Here is a 19,631-nt window from a genome sequence, read left to right as displayed (position 1 = left end):
TTACTATTACGCTCCTTTTGGTACTGCTGCTTTTTTTACATACACTTCTTTGTACCAGTTGTTATAAATTTCTTGAGTTGTTTTAGAAGTTGTTTTTGTTTTAACCATACGTTTTCCATTGATTTCAATAGGGCTAGAGACAAACTTAAGTTCATTTGTATTTGGTTCAGCTGAATTTGTTTTTGTTTTAGATGCGATAGTTGGTCGGCTTGCTGAATTATTGTACATAACGTGTCTAGTTGCATTCACATCACCATCAAACTCAAATAATAAAGCGAATGGTTTCCCTTTGGCATCAGCTAACTCATTTAATACACCGTCTGTTTCATCTAACTGTTCACCTAATGCATCGATAGCAAATTGTTCAGGAACAGTCGCAATAGATAACGTTCCATCATACCCCTGGTTATTACTCGCTGCATAGTAAAGCATGTCATCCGCATAGAATTCAATTAAATCTCCGCGTGGATCAAATGTTAATTCAACAGCACCTGGAATCGGTATTGGTGTTTTAAATGTAACAACCCCATCCGTAACGTCATAAAGTGCGTAATAAACATTTTTCAAACCAAATGCGACTTTATTTTCTTTAGTCATTTACATCAACCTCGTTTCATATATTTTTTGAAATAATTTCTCAGATTCAATAAAAGTCCCATACGATTCATAAGGAATATCATGATTGTCTAGGACTTTTTCAAGTTTGGCTTCTGCAACTAAATCTTTTTTAGTTGTATAAAGCTCAATATTTGCATCGTCTATCTTGTGATATACCTTGTTATCAGCCATTAAATTTGCTGACCCATCCACAAGGATACAAATATAAGGTGGCGCTGGCACTGGCTTACCTGGGGTTGCTGTGAAATGCGAATAAGCCACAGGATAACCTGTAGCTTCAAGGGTTTTTATTAATTCACCTAATGTCATTATTCAAGCGCCCTTTCAATCCGTCTTGGTACTTCATTAATTACATACTCTTCAACAGGACGAATATGAACTTGAGCCGGAACACGTCCACCACCAGCCTTTGCATGGCCGTTTTCCAAAAGATGCGTTAGTTGCCCTTTTATATTGTGGACGACAACGCCATTACCTTCTTTTTTCTTACGCCACCCTTTACGATAAGCCCCTGTTTTTTTAGGACCACTTTGCCTTAATTTACTTACAGCAACATCAGCTACTTCTTCTTGCGTGGTTAACAATTCTTCTTCCACAACATTCGCATACCTTTGTAATTCTCTAGCAATTTCACTCGCAAAATCGTTCATACTAAACGTGCTCCTTTGCGATAATAGTCAATGTTTGATACATTTCATCATCATTCATTGGCGGTTCGATAATGTCAAAGATACGACCCTTCATAGTAATTCGCATTAATTCTGTAATACCTGTTGTATAAGGCATTACAAACCGATAAATTCGTGTAGACTGCGAAGCTGAAGCTTCAATGTACTCCGAACCTTTTACCGTTTTTATCATTGCCCATACCTTTTTAACTTCTTGCCAATTGCCTGTTTCAACTTCTTGATTCAATTCATCTCTTATTACTTCAGGTTGTTCAATGATAATTCGATTTCTACAATCACCTGTATTCAGTGGTTTCTTGTACTGAAAAGGACGCATATTAATCACCGTCCAACTTAATTTCTTCTAATGCTTTATCAATACCTAAACTATTAATTTCGGTTAAAAAATTCTTAGTAAAATACTCAAGCGCATCGTTATAAACATAACGAGAACGTTCAAAAACTAATTCTTTGAACGTCTCATCTTTATTTATGTCATACGATCCACACACTTTTATTAAGGCTTCATTGGATGCAAAAAGGATGCGTCTCAGGTTATCATCTTCATCATCACCTAAGTGCATCCTGTCTTTAAATTGCTGTAATATTTCATTCGAAATTACCTTATCCATTCACATCACCCTTGTGTTGGTGGGGTTACTTCTTCAAGTTTCAATGTGTAAACTTGTGAAGTGTATTTATCCTTTGGTTTACCTGTAGCGTATTGTTTGGCGATATAAAGCGTTGCATCTTCTAAAGCTAGTGTTTCTTCAAACTTTTTGATTGGCTCCGTTCCGCCCATCGCTGCAATATACTCTCCTTTAACAAAGAACACCACTTGTCCTTGAGGTACAAATACAGATTCTGTTGGGATTGGATTAAAAGGTAAGCTCGTTACATATACACCTGCCGCATTTTGAATTGTAGCATTTGCTTGAATGTCAAAAGTATCGAATGGATTTGTTACCATAACTACTTTACCAGCTACATTTTTAGGTCTATCTGCATCTGTTTTACCATCAGGATTTAATTTTTTAGCCAATAATTTGACCACGCCTTTTAATTCATTAATTGTTTTACGACCAGGCTCGAAAGTTAACGTTCCAGCAACTTTTTTATCTGGATATACTCCATTCGTGACACTTCCACTAGGGTCTTTTAATAATCCAATAGGTTCATTTTTACCCGTACCAGCTACAAAACCACGCTCTAAACCTACCGACATTGCTTCTGTAATCATAGTACGAACATATCGTTCCACCCATACTGGACCAAGCTTCAACATATCATTTGCTAATGGAATAAATGCTGTTAATTTCAGTTGAGTAATTGATTCTTTTCGGAATGTAGCATTTAATTGTCCTTTAATATCACCAAATAGCGGTCCCCATACAGCTGCACCCTCTGGATCTCCATAAATAAATTCTGTCACGGCTCCTAAATTCTCTAAACCGATATGATCTAGCAACGGATGACCTTGAACTAAATCATCAAAAATTCTCTCTTGTGTTGTCTTAGGTAAAGTTTCAGTAGATTTAAAACCACCTTCTTCCACAACTGCATTAAAGAACTTCATTTCTTCACTTGTTAATACATTAGCGCCACGAGACTGCATAATAGAACGATCTACCATTGATTCATTTACTTGATTTAAAATATCAGCTCGTACATCTGTAGCAAGCGCTTCAATCATGGAGTTTAATGCTACTGTTTGTTCTTCTGCTGTACCTTCCTGCGTTGCTTTCGCAAATGCTAATTTCTTCTCTTCAAAGTTATTAAATTTAATCACCATATTTTATTTTCCTCCTAAATTTAAAAAGAGCGTACTCAGATTCTGTTTTGTATTAACAGGCTCTTGAATAGGCTCTTCTGGATTTTGATTATTTGGTTGTTTGGTATACTTAGCTACTAACCCTTCTTTAAAATTTTCTACAACTTCCTCTTCTTCATCTTCTTGCGTATCATCAATCTCGATTTCATCAGCAATTTCATCAGCTAAACCAAGAGCAACTGCTTCCTCTGCCGTTAGCCAAGTTTCATCTTTTAAAAGTTGTTTTAATTCTTCATCTGTTCCAACAAAACGTTTCTTATAAGATGCTGCTAAAGCTGAATCAATCTTCCGTAGATCTCGTGCTGTTTTTTCAAATAAATCTGCATTTCCATATTCAAAGGTACTCGCTTGATGAATCATCATCATAGTATTACTAGGCATAATGATTTTATCACCTGCCATTGCAATTACAGACGCGGCACTAACTGCCCAACCATCAATATGAACTATAATTTCTGCACTATGCTGCTTTAACTGATTACAAATTGCTACACCATCAAAAGCGGAACCTCCACCAGAATTAATATGAACGTGAATTTTTTCTGCTTTAACATCTTGAATTTTTCTTCTTACTGCTTCAGCATTGTTTTCACTAAACCATCCACCAATTGACCCATAAACAGTTAATTTGTATTCATTTTCACCTTTAGCTTCAAAACGAATATCTCGTTTTAAGTTCAAAAGCTTATTCATATTCACATGCTCCATCATTTCTCACCCCCTTCAGATTCATTTAATTTTGTATAGTTCTTTGTAATATGATGGATATTTAGATTTGGATCATCCGACTCTTCATAATCTACTTCTGAACGAATTTCATTTCCTGTAAATGCACTTGAAGAAATGAGTTTATCAATACTTGTCGCAAGATCAAATATACTTTGATAGGAAACAGCCTTAACCTCAATTTTTCGTCCTAAAAGATATTCACTCATTTCAAAGAATTTAACGTTCGCTTCATCAGATAGCTTTTTTAATAATGGTCGTACTGTGAAAAGCATATAATTTTTCGTTTGCTTTTCTACATCAGCCATTTCTCCATATATCAGAGCTATAGGAATACCAATTGCCATAGCTACTTGATTCAAGAAACCATTTGTTACTTTATTGATTTCTTCCACACTTGGACCATTTGCAACACCATTGTATATCTCGTTATAATTAATACCTTTTTGCTGTGGAACAATAGCTATATCTTTCGAACCGATTGACTTATACATATTGTCTATAAACTCTTGTAACTTTGCTATTTGTTCCTCAGTTTTAGCACCAATCATATCCATATCAACCGTGCCACGAACTTGATTTTTACGTTTCTGTGAGTTTAATATCCTACCAAATAAATCACCGTAATCTGCAAATAATCCATCAATAAGTGGAGATAATTTATCATTTCGATACTTCAAATGAATAACTTCGCTTTGCTTAAAACTTCTCTTAAACGTATAATCTTTTACCCTTACATCAGTAAAAGTATCTTCAAACACAGCATACTCATTATGTTGAAATCCATCTGCAATAAGTAAATCACCATCATCTGCTTGTATGACTAAACACTCATTATCATAAATAAGTTTGCGAACAAACCTTTCCCAAAAGGTACTTGCGGTCATATTCTTGTTTGGTCTTACATTTAATCGATAATAAAGCTCATCCTTCTTAAATGCTTTACCATTTCTTACTCTAAATTCAGATTGACTAATCGTCCTTCCTAAAAATGATACACATGTATCAATCGCTAAACGTTTCATATGAAGTCTGTTTGCTGTATCGGTTAATGCATCCAGATCCAGCATAAATTTTAGTTCTTTATTTCTTCCAAACACTGAACCTAACCATCCAATGATTATTACCCCCTTTATTAGAATTTAATGTTGCCTATAACAAAATCAGTCGCTTCTTGTATTTCATCCGCCCGATAAAGAGCATGAACAAAACATTGGAACCCATCTGTTTTTCTACGAACAGGCTCTTTCTTTTCGTATATTTTATTTCCATCACTTTTGATAACAACCAACACATTTTGCGTATACCAACGCATTAACGGATTATCCTCAAAAATAATTTGTTTATTTGCAAATGCCATTTCAATACGTGGAGCTAATAAACTATGAATTGCTTTCGGGTTTCGTATAACCTCTATTTCAAATCCTTCTGCTACTAATAGCGGCCTTATAGCTTCCATCCTGAAGTTATCAGCTATAATCTTTTTAATTCCATATTGTTCTCGCATTTCTACAAACCAATCAACAATGTGTTGAGGATTAATAGTCGGCTCATCAACAACTGTTAGTAATCCTTGCTCTTCCCACTCTTTAATTGGAGCGAATTTTTGTTTCTTGAACTCGCCTGCTTTTTTAGAATATCCGTAATAGATATCAACAAATTCTTTTCGTACGAAGGAATGAGTTTTAAAGATATATTCACCATTTTGTCTAAATAAAAGACCACATGCCGCAAAGTCCCGAATACTCGCAAAGTCTAACGCTCCTATGCATTCTTGGGCATATAAATTAGGAAAAGGACGATTTGTAGCAAGAATTTCTGACCATTTTGCAACGGACCGTTCTAAATTTGTAACAGGTAAGTTCATTCGCTTTGTCATGAACTCTTCTCGGTTACTTGGATCGTCCTCTAAATCCTCATACTCTTCTTTTATTGTTTCAAGTAGGCCTTCAGCATACTCACTTAAAGGATGAGATAACATTGGATTCGCCATTTCCCAATTATCGATATCATCGACTTCTTTTTCGTCATTTAATTTACAAATGAACGGAAAAATAGCATTTGGACGGGCTTCACCATTTAAAACTTTCATTGCTTTTTCTTTTTGTTTATCTAGAAATCCGTCTCGTACATACCCGTCTGTACCAATGTAAAATTCACGTGGGTTTTTCTTTTTCCCTAAACCACTAATGTGGACTCGAACATCTTTATTGCTTTCATATTGATGTATTTCATCAAATACAACCGCGCCATCACGCAAACCATCTTTTGTATCTCCATTAGACGTTCTAAACTTCAATATACTTCCTGTTGCTTTAGAGACAGTTTGGGTTAATGTGGTTTTAAATGCTCGTTGCAATATTTCATTTCGTTTGACGCATTTATGAACTTCATCTGGACTGGTTTTCGCCTGCTCTTCACTATTTGCAACAACGGAAATGTTATACTCCGTGATACCATGCATTTCACTAATTAAAAAATGAATGATGACTGATATTAATCCGTTTTTACCGCCACCACGTCCTAGCATCCACAAGAATTTACGATAAAATACACGTCCGTTTTTCTTATAAAACAAAAAAACGAATGCTATTAAGAATTTCTGAAATGCTTGCAACGGGAAGTACCATTTCTCTCCAAAGCGGATACACTTCTCAATCATTTCATCATCAAAATACAAATCGTCTCTGTTCAAAACATATTTTTCTAGATAGTCAATTAACAGTTCTCTTTCTTTATTGAACTTTATTTTCCCACTCCTATAAAGCTCAATATATTCATCTACATACTTTTGCCTGATCATATTAAATCACTTGGACTGTATCCCGTATTAGAAGCACCCACTTTAGGAACGAATTTTATATCTCTTCCTAAAGCAATTAAAGAACTGTTAATTTTGTTCCTCTCACTTATAAGAGGGTGGGCTTTAACAAAAACTTGAGAACCATTTTTTACTGTTACAGATTCGCCTTCTTTATTAATGGTTTTATTTATTTTTCTAAATGCTTTGACCAGATCAATGTATCTTTCTACTTTTTCAACTTCGACTAAATCTGTGATATCAATACTATTCATGAGCTGTTCTTTTAACCTCACAATACTAACAGCCATCTCCCCACCCCCCCTTACGTGCGTAAAATCGAAAAAAACCTGACAGTTAACCCCCTCCTCCGGTGCCCCTTAGAGCATTTTTTAATGAATATTTTTAAGGGGGGGTTATTACCAAATCATTTTTACCACTTTTCATCGTTTTCCCATTTATTCGGTTTCTTTTCAAAGAATCTTCCATGTTCTTTATTATGGCAATCCACACAGACTGTTTCGAGATTGTCCATTTCTAATGCGAGTTCTGGATGATATTCTAGTTCTTTTATATGATGGACAACGAGTTGAATCTTCTTACGCTTTGCACTCTCACTGTATTCATTGGTGTCTACACGAACACTACCATTACGTTTACATTCCTGACATTCATATTTATCACGCTTCTTTACCTGTTCGCGTATACTCTTCCACTCACCACTGTCATAGAACTTACGCTTCTGTTGTTTAGTTTTATATTCTTTCATCATTCATCACTAAGAACTTATCCATAGTTTTATCTAACAAACTAACCATTGCTTCTCTTCTTTGCTTTGGTGTTGTGTTATCTTCCATCTCATTAAAGATTGGAATAACACTTTCTAATTTCTTTTTATTGATACGTTCATTTACAAGGTCTGGTCCCAGCATCGAAATGAATGTGCTGATTATAATTGCTTGTTCTGGACTAGTTAATTTGCTTTTATTCATCCTTCATCCTCCTCCAAAAATAAAAAGCACCCAAATGGATGCTTAGATTAAACTTATTCATTATTACTTTCTCTACTTACATCATCATCTGATTTTTGCTCTAACATACTCCCTATATCAGGTGGCAAAGTTAGCTCTATACCAGCTACCGGCTGATTATCTTCATTAAAGTAATACTTCTTTACCTTATTCAATTTTTCATTTTTTTATTTCCACTCATATTATCCCACCTTTTATGTATCATATTAATCACTTTACTTAATATGTACATTGGAAAAGATAATATGCTATTTTTCAAACTCTCACACGACTTATATAATTCCATAAAATAAAAAGCACTCCATAAGGAATGCCTTTTTATAAATTCTCTATATCTTACTAGCATTTTCTATATATCTAGAACTAATACAAATACAAAAGAACTTATTAATAACTATATACATAGTCAAAGTAATATTTATCGTTAGATTGATTAAATGTTAAATCATTTAAAATATCCACTCCTGTTTGATGCCTTTCCGCCACAGTAATAACACAATCTAAGCTTTCTTTATCAAACCTATCTAAAAATTCTTTTGCCATCTCTATTCCTTTAGCGATAGCTTCTTTCTCGTTCATCTTTCCGCTTGGAACATATTTATAAAATTCTTTCAATACTAAAAATGCCTCAATTTCTTTTATAGTTGCCCTTGGTCTACATTTCGTTGTCTGATAAGGTAACTCATACTTGTCAGAAATTAATGGTTGAGTAAAAAGTGTAAATGCCACATATCCCATCATTTCTTTGTTTTCTGGTTCGTAAATCCCTAAATAACTTCCCTTATCAAGAAGTATGTTGTTTAAAAACATCCAGTAATTTTCATCTTGGAATTGAGTTGGATATTTCCCTTTTGGAGTAATTGTTAGTAAGACAAAGCTCTTTCCATCTACACCTAAAGTTTCTAAATATTTTCTAATCTCCATCACATACGCACCTCATACTTTTTATTCTTCCTCTATTTTATTAATCTACTTTCCACTTCCTATACTTCTATAAAATCAAACAATATCCCTTTATTAAAATAAAAAAGCATCCCAATAGATACTTTTTTCATTAATTATTGTTTTGTACTTCAATTACGGTGTGTGAAGTTTTATTCTTCTCTCAGCTAACAACTAAGACGGAAACTTTTGCCGGACTTATCAAGTTCCTCTCATTCCATCTACCTAGAAGGTTGTTAACTCAAAGAAGAGCAAAGGCTCTCCTTATTAACGGTAACATCCAATCAGTACCATCTGCTGGTTTCGGATTTTATGTGCCGTCATTATGAAGTCGTTTAGAAAAAATATTGTACAAAGGAATTTTATGAGTTGTGTTTTCCGCCACTTCTCACAATACAAATATATCACATTGATTCCAAAACAACCGGCAAACTTACTGCCAAAAAGCGGTCACGACTATGCCACTCATTTCCTCGACACTTATTTATAAAAGGTCTAGTCAAATATATATATTGTAGCCATGTCTGTATCTGATGCTCCTAAAACTTCTTCGTTATATAATTCCACTGGATAATTTATTTCTTTCAAGTTAATGATACTTAATATATATTCAGCTAGTTCATCCTTTGCATTAAGAGGTTGATTTGGATTCTTTTTTCGATGATTATACTTTCTATTTAAAGCACCAGTAAATAAATCTGCTATTTGAATAAACCTACTTAGTTTTGAATCCATAGAAAAGAAGTTAGCAAGTTTCAAATCTTCTTCATAGTACAATTTGAAATTATCGCTTAACGATTGATGAATTTGTTGTCCCCTTAAAGCGCTCTCACCTTCTTCATGATCCTTTATATATTCGATTTGTTTGGGCAATTCAACTCTACCTGTTTTACTTTCATGATCTATTCCTACTCGAACTAGTTGATAGTAAAGTTCTGTTACTAAATCATCTGTATGTTGGGTAAGCTTAGTTTTATTAACAGATATTCCTTTGAAAGAAATCATAGCTCCTCGAGCAATAACAAAATCAAAAAAATCCTTGTATACTCTTAAATTCGTTCCATTATTTCTTATCTTATTAAAATGAAACTCATCTGGACATGTATTATCTGTCTTTTTTCTTTCTTGTATCCAATTTATAATTTGACTATTTAATTCCCCCTCTTTTGCAAGAACCCATAAGCTCCCAACCATTAGAAAATCATCATTTTTGCCACTTTCATCTGCATAAATGTGTATTTTTTGTACGGATGGTTTCTCTATAATTTGAAACTCTTTTTGTTGTTCTTCTCTGTCTTGTCTATACCTTTGAAATTTTTTATCCGCGCGAAATAAATTATATTCATTTTGAATTTTCGCTCTTGTCCGAGCGATAGATGTAAGTCTTTCCATTTCGAATAACTTCTCTAAACTTACAAAATTCCCTCGCTGTCCTTCGTATATCTTCCAATATTTAATCATTAGGGCAACATCTGAGTTTCTTGTTTCTGGATATCTATTCATTACTGAAGCAACCTTTGTAATAAGATGTTTATCATTACCAGCTTGTACATCTCTCCAAAGTGCCTCCGCCTTCTTTCTTCTTATTTCAGCCTTTTCCTCTTCAGTTAACTCTACCTTCTCTTCTGCCTCTTCTGCCTCTTCTCTCAATATCTCTTCATCTATTTCTTTAAGAATATCATCGCGTTCTGTCATAAATTCCCCTCCTAACATTACTTTGTTATATTTTAACATAACGATTGTTCAGTTATCCATATCTTATATTTTGTGTAACTGACCCCTCCGCTGAATCCCTTGATATCATTGATTTCATTTCCCTTTCTCTTTTGAGTTACACAGTACGAAATTTATGAGTAACTGTATAGGGGATACCACCAGCATTTTTCAAAATAGCCTACGCTATGTAAAAAAATAACATAAGCCGCCCATGTGGACAGCTTATTTACATAATTATCGTTAGAGGAAGTTAAGATAATAATCTAGCTGATTCAAAGTGTATAAAACTTTGGCCAGGTACAGTAATACCATCTGCGGTAGCTTGTGCAAGAATTTGAACACTATCATTTTTAGATAATTGTGTAATGGTAGAAACGCTTAACAGATTGCTTGTAACGGTTACTTCTTCACCAAAAAAATCGTTATCAGCTGCCGCAGCTCTTTCTCTGTTTATATCAATAAACATTCTTAAACTATAATTTGAAGGAACATTTGGGTTAAAACTCAAACTTGCAATAATTAAATATATTCCATTCTGTTTTGGAGTAAAGGTCGATGTAATCGGATCATATTCATTGTTTAAATCAAATACTTTATTTGGATATACAATTTGGGTCAAATCAGCAGACCCTACATTTTGTGGGGTTGTTGCATTAAAAGCTCTAAACGCTGATCGTAGTACAGATGGTTCTGGAATCAGAGGAAATGCACAAGGAAGCCAAGGAACGTAGCATCTATTTTTTGAAGACAAAAATAATCAATCTCCTTTTTTTAAAATTTAATATATTAAATGTAAAATGAGCCTTTTTTTCTTGTACGTTTATCCATGCTTGGCCAATAAACATGAATGATGTATATCATATTCAGTTAAAGTTTACATATCGTCTCATTATCGGTAGTTAATTAAATAAATTATGATAGATCCCATCACAATATCACCGCCTATAGTTAGGGGACCATATAAAACACGATCAGATAAATCATCTGTTTTATGGGGGTAGCACCTTATCGTTATTCATATTTCTCTGACTGTATCCTTTATTTATCAGAGTCTTTTAATATAATCTTTTCTTTAGGAGGGAAGAATCAAGCTAGCCACAACTCCGGCGTGATCGGACGGCCAAAGAGCGGTTGATGTTCTGTCATGTTGTTCTTCTCCTACCACATCCGCTACAATTGGGTTCCAGCCGTTTTTAAACAAAATAAAATCTATTCTTCTGATTAGAGAGGATACAGCATTCAACAAATCTGGCTCTTGGCAACATGTAAATCCCTGTCCTTTACCAACTTGAGTCCAAACATCTTGAAATCCAGCATTGATTAAATTCCCGTATGTTGGTGTGCCGGTTCCGTCAGCGTTTGAATTCAGATCTCCTAGAAGAATCAGAGGTAGATTTGTATTGGCTGGTCCAGCTAGTAATTCATTTCCTTGGGCGACTTGGACTGGGGGAGAAAGTGGTTCTAAATGGGTATTGATTACCCGGAAGATACGTCCGTTTGAGCTAACGTCGATAGATGACCATCCCCGAGGAATCGTGAATAGTTGTCCTCCAACTAATATTGTCAATTTTGCTGCAAAATTAGCTTCTTGCCGCTGAATAATCTCCAATCCGGATTCCTTTCTGATTAATATAACGTCTCTGTCTAAAAAACCTACTATATTTCCATTGCTACTTGGAAGTTGCACTGAATTATTTTCATTTTGAGCTGCTACTTCATAATGTAATCCAATTTTTCTTAACTCACTTAATAGCAATTCTACAAAATCGTATGTGACTGTTTGTACACCAGGAACAAATAATTGCCACAGTTCTGCTTCTTGCAATCCAATGATATCAGGTTTATTCAAAACGATTTGTCTGGCAATTGCTTTCACACGGACAGGGAAATTGGTCGCAAGAAATTGACGAAACACTTCCGTTACCGCCTGGCGTAATTCTGCTGGCGTAGTGGCGATTGTAAATGGTGTAAAATCCGCACCTAAATAAAGATTCCACGTCATGACTGTTGGTGGTTTTTTGGGTTCTGGAATCGGAGGGACAGCAGGTGGAAAAGCAGGATAAAGTCTACGACAGCATTTCTTTTGTTTTGAAAAATATGAGTTCAAAATAGTTCACTTCCTTTTTTTGAAACTAAATATAATTATTTATATTCAAATCGAATAACTTAGCTTGTATGTATATCCTATACATGATCAGTTAACATCACGCATTATTAGCGGTAGCAAGAAAAAAGCGAATCCCTATTTTCAAAAGGAGTTCACCTTTTTTTCTTTACCCCTATTCATATTTTTATACATCCCTATCCTAGCGCAGTTTTAGGGTTCTTGTTTGTTACTGGAACTGTATAAAATCTTTCATACTCTTAGCGTATTTTTTTCCAAAATGTTGCGATACCCCTAGATAAAAAAAGAAATAAGCAATGATTAGATTTTAAACCTAGTCATTGCTTTATCCATTGCATCTTGGTTTACACCAATATAACGTAACGTGACCTTCTCTGACGAGTGATTGAATATCTCCATGAGTAATGCTATATTTTTCGTTTGCATGTACATATGGTACCCGTACGTCTTTCTTAGTGTATGCGTTCCGATTTCATCTAAGCCGAATTCTGCCGCTGCTCCACTTAATATCTTATATGCCATGCTACGACCAATCGGACGATTCCTACCTTGTCTACTTTGTAATAGGTACTCATTATCTTCTCTTTCTTCAATAAACCATTTAAGTTCTCTTTTCAGTGCTGCAGTAATTTGTATTCGTTTCTGTTTCCCTGTTTTCTTTTCTCTCATAGATATATGACTACTTTTGACATCTACTACCTTCAATTTCAAAATGTCCGAGATTCTCAGGCCTGTATTGATTCCCATAATAAAGAGAATGTAATTACGTAAGCTCTTTTCCTTAAAATATTCTTTTAACTGCTGTATTTGCTCTGGATCACGTATTGGTTGAACGAAATTCATTTATTAATACCTCCCGTTTCTTCAGTCTCATACACTTCTAATCTAAGAGCAAAAGCGAGTTTATAAAACACTCTAGCCTTAACGCGTCGATAAGTACGCTCACTCATGCCAATTTCGTTATATACCATATAGTCACATACATCTTCATCTTCTAAATAACGCTTAATGATGATATTTCTTTGATCCATTCCTGCACGCCCATTACCCAAACGACTAAGAAACTGGTCAATACGAAATGACGTTTGCTTAATCCACTCTTCTCGTTTACTTTGCTGTATATTAGCCATCGCTACATCTTCTAATGGTTTTCCTACATCATTTGTAGGTCCGTGATATCTAATTTCATAAGAAGGAGTGACTTTCATTTCTTCACGCATCATTCCAAACTGTCTATATAAACGTATGCTTTCAAGAACACCTTCTAATTTTTTCTGCGTTGCTACTCTATCAATTTTTGGCAAGAAAGATAATTGTTTAGTCATGTAAGACCACTCCTTTTCATTTTTAGATTACTTTTGTCCTAATGCTCCACGTCTTCGTTCATAACGTGGTCCATGAATCCCCATTAAACCTTCAATGTCACGAGTGCTTAACTTCTCTTTTCGCTTTTTCTTAGTTTTCTTTTTCGTTTGATTCGACTGTTTTTTCCACTCGCGTAATTGGTCCTTTAGTGCCTTCATATTTCTCCATCTCCCTTTTCAAAATAAAAAGGACACCTATTCCTAAAACAGATTTAATTGCTGCTTTAATGAATTGGTGTCCTCTAGTTTTCTAGCTGGACTATATTCTTTTTTGGGGTAATATTGTAAACTTTTAATTAGGTGCTCATATATTAATATTGAATGACAACTCATAGGACATTGAGCTATCTCTCCAAGGGCACTTTTCGCAGTGCTCTTTTTATTTGTTATTCAAACTTTAAAATAACCATTTTGTTACATTCCTTGCACTTTTAAATAAGGCAAGCATATGTTATAGTGTTATGTTTCATCACATTCCTTTTTTCAAGAGTACATATCGAATGTGTACTCTTTTTGCATTACGCTAAAATGAAATTTTTATTAAAAAACTTTGATTATACGTCCATATCTTCTAAGGAAAGTTAATACTGTTTCCATCTCCTTAGCTGTACGACTTACCAAGCAATCGATTGCTGCACCTTCTGGTATTCCATAAACCTCTACTAATTCTTTAACAGCTGCAATATCCTCTTCACAATAAGCATCGTCTGGTAGATATCCTTTTTCTTTCATTATTCATTCTCCTTTTCTTCTAAATAAAGTTTTTACCATAAAAGTAATTGTTAAATATCTAATGCATATGCATTATAATTGGATAGGTATTGTGTATTGGCATTAAGAGGAGCACCCTGTTCAAGTGCTTCTCTTTTTTTATAAAATAGTGTTTTTATTTACTAGAGTGGATTTTATTATTTTGTACAAGCACTCTTTCCTTTTGTCCAATAATATATAGAGACATCTTAAAGAAGAACTTAACTTAAAAAGGTGGTGATTTTTTGATTAAAAATCGCATTGTAAATGGAGGATTCGAGACGGGAACTCTTTCTCCATTTATTGTAAATAACCCCTCTTTTGTTTCTATTAATAACTCTAATAGTCATTCTGGTGTTTACAGCGCTAAATTATCTGGGGGTTTAACTAACGCTATTATTGCTCAAGCAGTTCCAGTATCCCCAAATGAAACGTTCGAACTTTTTGTATCCCTTTCTAAAATTGGACCATTTCCTAGCCCTTTAATAGCTATCAATGTCCAATATTATAATGGCAATACTTTTTTGGGTGACGGCTTAGTTACTTTTATACTTTCTAATCGTATCCCCGATAACAACGAAAAAGATTGGTTAGAAGTTTATGGGACTACTTCTCCAGTGCCAGCTACAGCTAATACAGCATCAATAGTTATCGCTAAGTTCCCCGAATTAGGAAGTGCTGATGTATTTATTGATGATATATCCCTTCTATCCGTCGAACCACCGCAATCTGCATTTAGAGCTGAAAAAATATTTTCTCAAAACGTTACAGAAAATAGTGATATACCAGTTAGTTACGAAGATCAAATATTTGATTTAAACGATGAGTATAATCCACTTACATCTACATTTATCCCTAAACAGGATGGGGTGTATTTTGTTTTTGCAATGGTCGAGGCACAGCTTTTTGGACTCGATCTTAGTCATATAGCTATATTAAAAATTTATGTAAATAATATTCTTACATTAAGCAGTAAAGGCGTTTATTCAGTTGGCCTCCCATCAACTCCTACTTTAAGCGTCTCTGGAGTCCTACATTTAAATGCAGGAGATGCCGTTATCGTACGTTATATTTCTATTTCCTCAGCTGGTATTATTGAGGGATTCCCTGACTCTTCACACTTTGAAGCTGCTAGATTTCCATCTCCACTATAAATAAAACGATTTTACTTTCATTAAAAAAATTTAACTTTAAAAGATGGTGATTTTTTGATTAAAAACCGCATTGTAAATGGAGGATTCGAGACGGGAACTCTTTCGCCATTTATTGTAAACAACCCCTCTTTTGTTTCTATTAATAGCTCTAACAGTCATTCTGGTGTTTACAGCGCTAAATTATCTGGAGGTTTAGCTACCGCTATTATTGCTCAAGCGGTTCCAGTATCCCCAAATGAAACGTTCGAACTTTTTGTATCCCTTTCTAAAGTCGGACCATTTCCTAGTCCATTGATAGCTATCAATGTTCAATATTATAATGACAATACTTTTTTGGGTGATGGCTTAGTTACTTTTATACTTTCTAATCGTATCCCCGATAACAACGAAAAAGATTGGTTAGAAGTTTATGGGACTACTTCTCCAGTGCCGGCTACAGCTAATACAGCATCAATAGTTATCGCTAAGTTTTCCGAATTAGGAAGTGCAGATGTATTTATTGACGATGTAGCCCTTCTTTCCGTGGGGCCTACTGGATTGCCAGCACCTGAAACAACCTGTTTCCAAGATATAGAAACCACACTCCAACATTGTATAGGACGTTTCGTTGCTCTTCGTCTTTCGGGATGTAGTGATTCGATTCAAGGTCAAATCTCTAGTGTCGGTGGAGGAAGCATTGTTTTTATTTCTAATGAAGGAACAAGTGTCATTTCTATTTGTGATATTGTTTTAATTACTTCGGTTCCTCTTGGCTATGTCGTAAACAGCGGTAGTGGCTCTGTATCAATCTTTAGTACTTTAACCAATACAGTCATTGCACCACCTATACCTGTTGGTACTCTCCCTCTCAATATTGCGATATCGCCAGACGGTACTCACGCCTATGTTACTAATGAATCAAGTAATGATGTATCTGTTATTAGTACTATTACTAACACAGTCATTGGAGCACCCATACCTGTTGGTTCTAATCCCATTGATGTAGCTATAACACCAAATGGTACTCGCGCCTATGTTACTAATGCATCTAGCAATGACGTATATGTTATCAATACTATCACTAACACCGTTATTGGAGTACCTATACCTGTTGGGAATAGCCCTAGGAGTATAGCTATAACGCCAGATGGTACTCGCGCCTACGTTGCTAATTTCTCTAGCAACGACGTATATGTTATCGATACTATCACTAATACCGTTATTGGAGCACCTATACCTGTTGGTACTGGTCCTAATGATATAGCTATAACGCCAGACGGTACTCGCGCCTATGTTACTAATACATCTAGCTTTAATGTATATGTTATCGATACTATCACTAACACCGTTATTGGAGCACCTATACCTGTTGGTGATGAGCCTAGAGATATAGCTATAACACCAGATGGTAATAGTGCTTATGTTGCTAATTTCCTTAGTAATAATATATCTATCATCAATACTCATACAAACACAACCATCGGAGTACTTTTTGCTAATCTCGGTCCAACAGGCATAGCCATAACACCAAACGGTACCCGCGGCTATTTTACTAATCTATTTAGCAATGACGTATATGTTTTCGATGCTATTACTAACACAATTATTGGGGTACCTATACCAGTTGGTACTCAGCCCTTCGGTATAGCAATAATGCCAAACTGCATTTAAACTTTTTGAACTCATATGAAAGAATATAAAAAGTTTATTGCTACAGCTAGTAAACACTTTTGTGGACATACACTTACTTCCCCTTAAGAGCACTATTTGAAGGTGCTCTTAAGGGGAGATTTTCTACCAAATAACGCTTTTGTTAAAAACGAACATTCACTTTGAGATCCAGCTGACAAATTACTATAAAACACGAACATTCACTTTATTTATCAGCTGAGATCCTAATCAATATTACGAACTTTAGTACATATTGTTCGCTTCTCTCCAGTTCTCTTCTTCAGCTTTAGCAATTATTTCTTGCTCTGCTTCAATTTCCAAGCGCTCTTGTTCAATTTGTTGACTATTTATATAAACAACTGCTTTTTCAATACAGAAGTAACACAATCTCCCCATAGCAAGACCATCATCAGCAATTTCACCGCATGATACACATTTATCTTCTTTCATTCTCAATTCCCCTTTTCTACAAAATTCAAATTGTATAACAATCTACTAAAAAACTATTTTGTTAATTTTTAAATTTATATATACTTATAATCAGCAATTGGTTATACTATTAAAGTTCCTAACAGTCATTAATATGGAATCGACAATTGCAACAACTTTACTTCCTTAAGTCCTAGCATTTTAAGCTAGGACTTTTTATTTACTTCACATCGACACGTGCTTGACTTGCTTCCCGGCTAAATCCGTCTGGATATCTTTTAGCTAATTTTGCGATATTCATTTCAGCAATATCTTGTAACGTATATCCTAGTTCGTGCGCCATAATTGATACATAATACATAATGTCCCCAAGCTCCAAGGCTAATTTATAAGTGTTTCCGTCCTCTTCTCCTGGACAATGCGATGGTTGGAAACCATGTCCGTGATAAATTGCTTTTTTAACAATATCAGCAACTTCTCCAGCTTCTCCTGTAAGCCCTAAAGCTGCATTTGAAACACGTCCTCCAAAATCAGTTTTGTTATTCCAAGTGCGTAAAGTTGCTTCCTGATAATCGTTTAATTCACCAATTGACAAGATGCTTGCAATCTGTAAAACCGTAGCTTCTTTTATAACTTGATCTTCTTTTCTCGCTTCACTAATTAATTTTGTTGCTTCTAATACACCGTTTTCCATTACTTTCATTTTCATCTACCCCTATTAACTAATATTTTTATTTTTTGTCTTAGCTGGTGTTGTAGCTGCCTTCATCGGGTCCCATCCATAACTCAATCTAGATCTGAAAGTACTTACACTTATACCAATGGATTTAGCAATCTTAACAAGTTCCTTTCTGTCCAGTTGTTTACGCGTCGGAATATTTGCCGCGTCTTTAGGATCCCAACCATTATTTACTCTGCTGTAAAAAGTACTTGAATTGATTCCGTTTTCCGTTGCTATTTTCAACCACTTATTTTCTTTCCCTTCGCCCATATGCCAATATGTTCTTGGTTGTGTAGTTAATGCTTCTTGCAATTCCCAACCGTATCTGTACATCCTCATGTAAAGAACTCTCCTACTAATACCGTTTGATTCAGCTTGCTGATATTCCTCATCAGTTAACCAACGATTGAAAGCCATCACTTTACCTCCTAATCTAGTGCTAGAAATTCAGCTCTGGTACGATTCGAATAAGTTATCCTAATCTTCTGAATACCTTTGCCATACTCTTCTATTGTTGCGTCCCAAGCTTCTTTTTCATTTTTAGCATCAAAACAATCCATCTTTTGCCGTTCCTCTTTATCATAGAAATGTACTTCATAGCTTGGATTCAAAAATTTTTCACTGGTACTTATCGCATTGTAGTCGAAACTACCTACAACATCATCAATAGTTAATTGCTTCATAATCGCATCCCCAGTTATTTAATTTTTTCAGTGATTGTAGTTGATACACGATCAACTTTCCCGCCTTGCCAAGTAATTACTTGTTCACCAAATCCTGTTACTGGAGGATTCAGCGGAGTAACCTCACCGTTTTTTACTACATAAATTTTATTATCCGTAACATCGATTTCAACTTTCGTAGGCTTCATACGAATGAAATCCCCCTTTTTCTTGCTAACTAGCTTTTTGTTGTTTTTTTCTTTCTAATTCTTGTTTCATTGATTCAAATTTTATTAGCCATGCTTGCCAACGCTTATCGTTTTCCGCTTGCTGTCGCTTTGCCACTTCACAATTACAACCGTTCGTTTCAATTACACCCGGATAAGCTTCTTTACGAATAATCCCTGTATCATGACATAATACGCACATTTTTATTTCCTCCTT

29 protein-coding genes are annotated in these 19,631 nt (G+C 34.9%); 2 read left to right on the top strand and 27 right to left on the bottom strand.

Annotation, left to right across the window (positions count from 1 at the left end):
- Positions 1-6: 6 nt before the first annotated feature.
- The 21 genes from AC3WVA_RS12935 to AC3WVA_RS12835 form a co-directional block, all read right to left on the bottom strand.
- The gene (locus AC3WVA_RS12935; RefSeq protein ID WP_492321975.1) at positions 7-597 is read right to left on the bottom strand and encodes a major tail protein; all 591 of its coding nucleotides are present in this window, start codon (positions 595-597) and stop codon (positions 7-9) included.
- A complete protein-coding gene (locus AC3WVA_RS12930; protein WP_492321974.1) occupies positions 598-927 on the bottom strand; it encodes a hypothetical protein in 330 nt (109 codons plus the stop codon).
- Positions 927-1,268: an HK97 gp10 family phage protein gene (locus AC3WVA_RS12925; RefSeq protein ID WP_492321973.1), complete on the bottom strand. Its 342-nt coding sequence runs from the start codon at positions 1,266-1,268 to the stop codon at positions 927-929. The genes AC3WVA_RS12930 and AC3WVA_RS12925 overlap by 1 nt, the downstream gene beginning before the upstream one ends.
- A gap of 1 nt (position 1,269) precedes the next feature.
- Complete coding sequence (locus tag AC3WVA_RS12920; protein WP_098093430.1) at positions 1,270-1,623, bottom strand: phage head closure protein; 354 nt, start codon at positions 1,621-1,623, stop codon at positions 1,270-1,272.
- A 1-nt stretch (position 1,624) separates the two neighbouring features.
- Positions 1,625-1,918 carry a hypothetical protein gene (locus AC3WVA_RS12915; RefSeq protein WP_098093432.1) on the bottom strand — a complete coding sequence of 98 codons (294 nt, stop codon included), beginning with the start codon at positions 1,916-1,918 and terminating at the stop codon, positions 1,625-1,627.
- Positions 1,919-1,923: 5 nt separating this feature from the next.
- Positions 1,924-3,078, bottom strand: a complete 1,155-nt coding sequence (locus AC3WVA_RS12910; RefSeq protein ID WP_098093434.1) for a phage major capsid protein — start codon at positions 3,076-3,078, stop codon at positions 1,924-1,926.
- Between the two features lie 3 nt (positions 3,079-3,081).
- A complete protein-coding gene (locus AC3WVA_RS12905) occupies positions 3,082-3,825 on the bottom strand; it encodes a head maturation protease, ClpP-related (RefSeq protein ID WP_492321972.1) in 744 nt (247 codons plus the stop codon).
- Positions 3,825-4,913: a phage portal protein gene (locus AC3WVA_RS12900; RefSeq protein ID WP_492322001.1), complete on the bottom strand. Its 1,089-nt coding sequence runs from the start codon at positions 4,911-4,913 to the stop codon at positions 3,825-3,827. Before AC3WVA_RS12900 ends, AC3WVA_RS12905 begins: the two co-directional genes overlap by 1 nt.
- A gap of 65 nt (positions 4,914-4,978) precedes the next feature.
- Positions 4,979-6,646 (bottom strand): terminase TerL endonuclease subunit, encoded by a 1,668-nt coding sequence (locus AC3WVA_RS12895; RefSeq protein ID WP_492321971.1) that lies wholly within the window; start codon positions 6,644-6,646, stop codon positions 4,979-4,981.
- A complete protein-coding gene (locus AC3WVA_RS12890) occupies positions 6,643-6,954 on the bottom strand; it encodes a P27 family phage terminase small subunit (RefSeq protein WP_000301149.1) in 312 nt (103 codons plus the stop codon). Before AC3WVA_RS12890 ends, AC3WVA_RS12895 begins: the two co-directional genes overlap by 4 nt.
- 122 nt (positions 6,955-7,076) lie before the next feature.
- Positions 7,077-7,412, bottom strand: coding sequence for an HNH endonuclease (locus tag AC3WVA_RS12885; RefSeq protein WP_492321970.1), 336 nt, complete (start codon positions 7,410-7,412; stop codon positions 7,077-7,079).
- Complete coding sequence (locus tag AC3WVA_RS12880; protein ID WP_492321969.1) at positions 7,399-7,635, bottom strand: hypothetical protein; 237 nt, start codon at positions 7,633-7,635, stop codon at positions 7,399-7,401. The genes AC3WVA_RS12885 and AC3WVA_RS12880 overlap by 14 nt, the downstream gene beginning before the upstream one ends.
- A 53-nt stretch (positions 7,636-7,688) precedes the next feature.
- Positions 7,689-7,829 (bottom strand): hypothetical protein, encoded by a 141-nt coding sequence (locus tag AC3WVA_RS12875; RefSeq protein ID WP_492321968.1) that lies wholly within the window; start codon positions 7,827-7,829, stop codon positions 7,689-7,691.
- 232 nt (positions 7,830-8,061) lie between these two features.
- Positions 8,062-8,598 carry a hypothetical protein gene (locus tag AC3WVA_RS12870; protein ID WP_492321967.1) on the bottom strand — a complete coding sequence of 179 codons (537 nt, stop codon included), beginning with the start codon at positions 8,596-8,598 and terminating at the stop codon, positions 8,062-8,064.
- Positions 8,599-9,111: 513 nt separating this feature from the next.
- Positions 9,112-10,311, bottom strand: coding sequence for a DUF3800 domain-containing protein (locus tag AC3WVA_RS12865; protein WP_492321966.1), 1,200 nt, complete (start codon positions 10,309-10,311; stop codon positions 9,112-9,114).
- Positions 10,312-10,582: 271 nt separating this feature from the next.
- Complete coding sequence (locus tag AC3WVA_RS12860) at positions 10,583-11,083, bottom strand: hypothetical protein (protein ID WP_492321965.1); 501 nt, start codon at positions 11,081-11,083, stop codon at positions 10,583-10,585.
- Positions 11,084-11,404: 321 nt separating this feature from the next.
- Positions 11,405-12,439 (bottom strand): endonuclease/exonuclease/phosphatase family protein, encoded by a 1,035-nt coding sequence (locus tag AC3WVA_RS12855; RefSeq protein ID WP_492321964.1) that lies wholly within the window; start codon positions 12,437-12,439, stop codon positions 11,405-11,407.
- Between the two features lie 318 nt (positions 12,440-12,757).
- A complete protein-coding gene (locus AC3WVA_RS12850; protein WP_492321963.1) occupies positions 12,758-13,300 on the bottom strand; it encodes a site-specific integrase in 543 nt (180 codons plus the stop codon).
- Entirely contained in the window at positions 13,297-13,782 is a 486-nt protein-coding gene (locus AC3WVA_RS12845) for an ArpU family phage packaging/lysis transcriptional regulator (RefSeq protein WP_492321962.1), read from the bottom strand. Before AC3WVA_RS12845 ends, AC3WVA_RS12850 begins: the two co-directional genes overlap by 4 nt.
- A gap of 27 nt (positions 13,783-13,809) precedes the next feature.
- Positions 13,810-13,980 (bottom strand): hypothetical protein, encoded by a 171-nt coding sequence (locus AC3WVA_RS12840; protein WP_492321961.1) that lies wholly within the window; start codon positions 13,978-13,980, stop codon positions 13,810-13,812.
- A gap of 381 nt (positions 13,981-14,361) precedes the next feature.
- Positions 14,362-14,553: a hypothetical protein gene (locus AC3WVA_RS12835; RefSeq protein WP_492321960.1), complete on the bottom strand. Its 192-nt coding sequence runs from the start codon at positions 14,551-14,553 to the stop codon at positions 14,362-14,364.
- Between the two features lie 263 nt (positions 14,554-14,816).
- Between AC3WVA_RS12835 and AC3WVA_RS12830 the strand changes: the two genes are divergently transcribed.
- Together AC3WVA_RS12830 and AC3WVA_RS12825 are read left to right on the top strand one after the other, a co-directional pair.
- A complete protein-coding gene (locus AC3WVA_RS12830) occupies positions 14,817-15,725 on the top strand; it encodes an NTTRR-F1 domain (protein WP_492321959.1) in 909 nt (302 codons plus the stop codon).
- Positions 15,726-15,779: 54 nt separating this feature from the next.
- Complete coding sequence (locus tag AC3WVA_RS12825; protein WP_492321958.1) at positions 15,780-17,375, top strand: NTTRR-F1 domain; 1,596 nt, start codon at positions 15,780-15,782, stop codon at positions 17,373-17,375.
- Between the two features lie 243 nt (positions 17,376-17,618).
- On the opposite strand, the gene AC3WVA_RS12820 is transcribed toward AC3WVA_RS12825, so the two are convergent.
- From AC3WVA_RS12820 to AC3WVA_RS12795, 6 genes are all read right to left on the bottom strand, one after another.
- Complete coding sequence (locus AC3WVA_RS12820) at positions 17,619-17,825, bottom strand: hypothetical protein (protein ID WP_492321957.1); 207 nt, start codon at positions 17,823-17,825, stop codon at positions 17,619-17,621.
- A gap of 199 nt (positions 17,826-18,024) precedes the next feature.
- On the bottom strand, positions 18,025-18,507 hold the full coding sequence (locus AC3WVA_RS12815) for a nucleoside triphosphate pyrophosphohydrolase family protein (RefSeq protein ID WP_492321956.1): 483 nt from the start codon (positions 18,505-18,507) through the stop codon (positions 18,025-18,027).
- A 15-nt stretch (positions 18,508-18,522) separates the two neighbouring features.
- Entirely contained in the window at positions 18,523-18,942 is a 420-nt protein-coding gene (locus tag AC3WVA_RS12810; protein ID WP_492321955.1) for a hypothetical protein, read from the bottom strand.
- Positions 18,943-18,953: 11 nt separating this feature from the next.
- Positions 18,954-19,208: a hypothetical protein gene (locus AC3WVA_RS12805; protein ID WP_131102249.1), complete on the bottom strand. Its 255-nt coding sequence runs from the start codon at positions 19,206-19,208 to the stop codon at positions 18,954-18,956.
- 14 nt (positions 19,209-19,222) lie between these two features.
- Positions 19,223-19,396, bottom strand: coding sequence for a DUF3954 domain-containing protein (locus tag AC3WVA_RS12800; protein ID WP_000805174.1), 174 nt, complete (start codon positions 19,394-19,396; stop codon positions 19,223-19,225).
- Between the two features lie 25 nt (positions 19,397-19,421).
- Positions 19,422-19,616: a hypothetical protein gene (locus tag AC3WVA_RS12795; protein ID WP_131102247.1), complete on the bottom strand. Its 195-nt coding sequence runs from the start codon at positions 19,614-19,616 to the stop codon at positions 19,422-19,424.
- Between the last annotated feature and the right edge of the window lie 15 nt (positions 19,617-19,631).

The sequence above is a fragment of the Bacillus sp. EB106-04-02-XG92 genome (genome assembly GCF_058791995.1).
The sequence above is the reverse complement of the archived record's forward strand: the minus strand, read 5'-3'. Positions and strand labels throughout refer to the sequence as shown.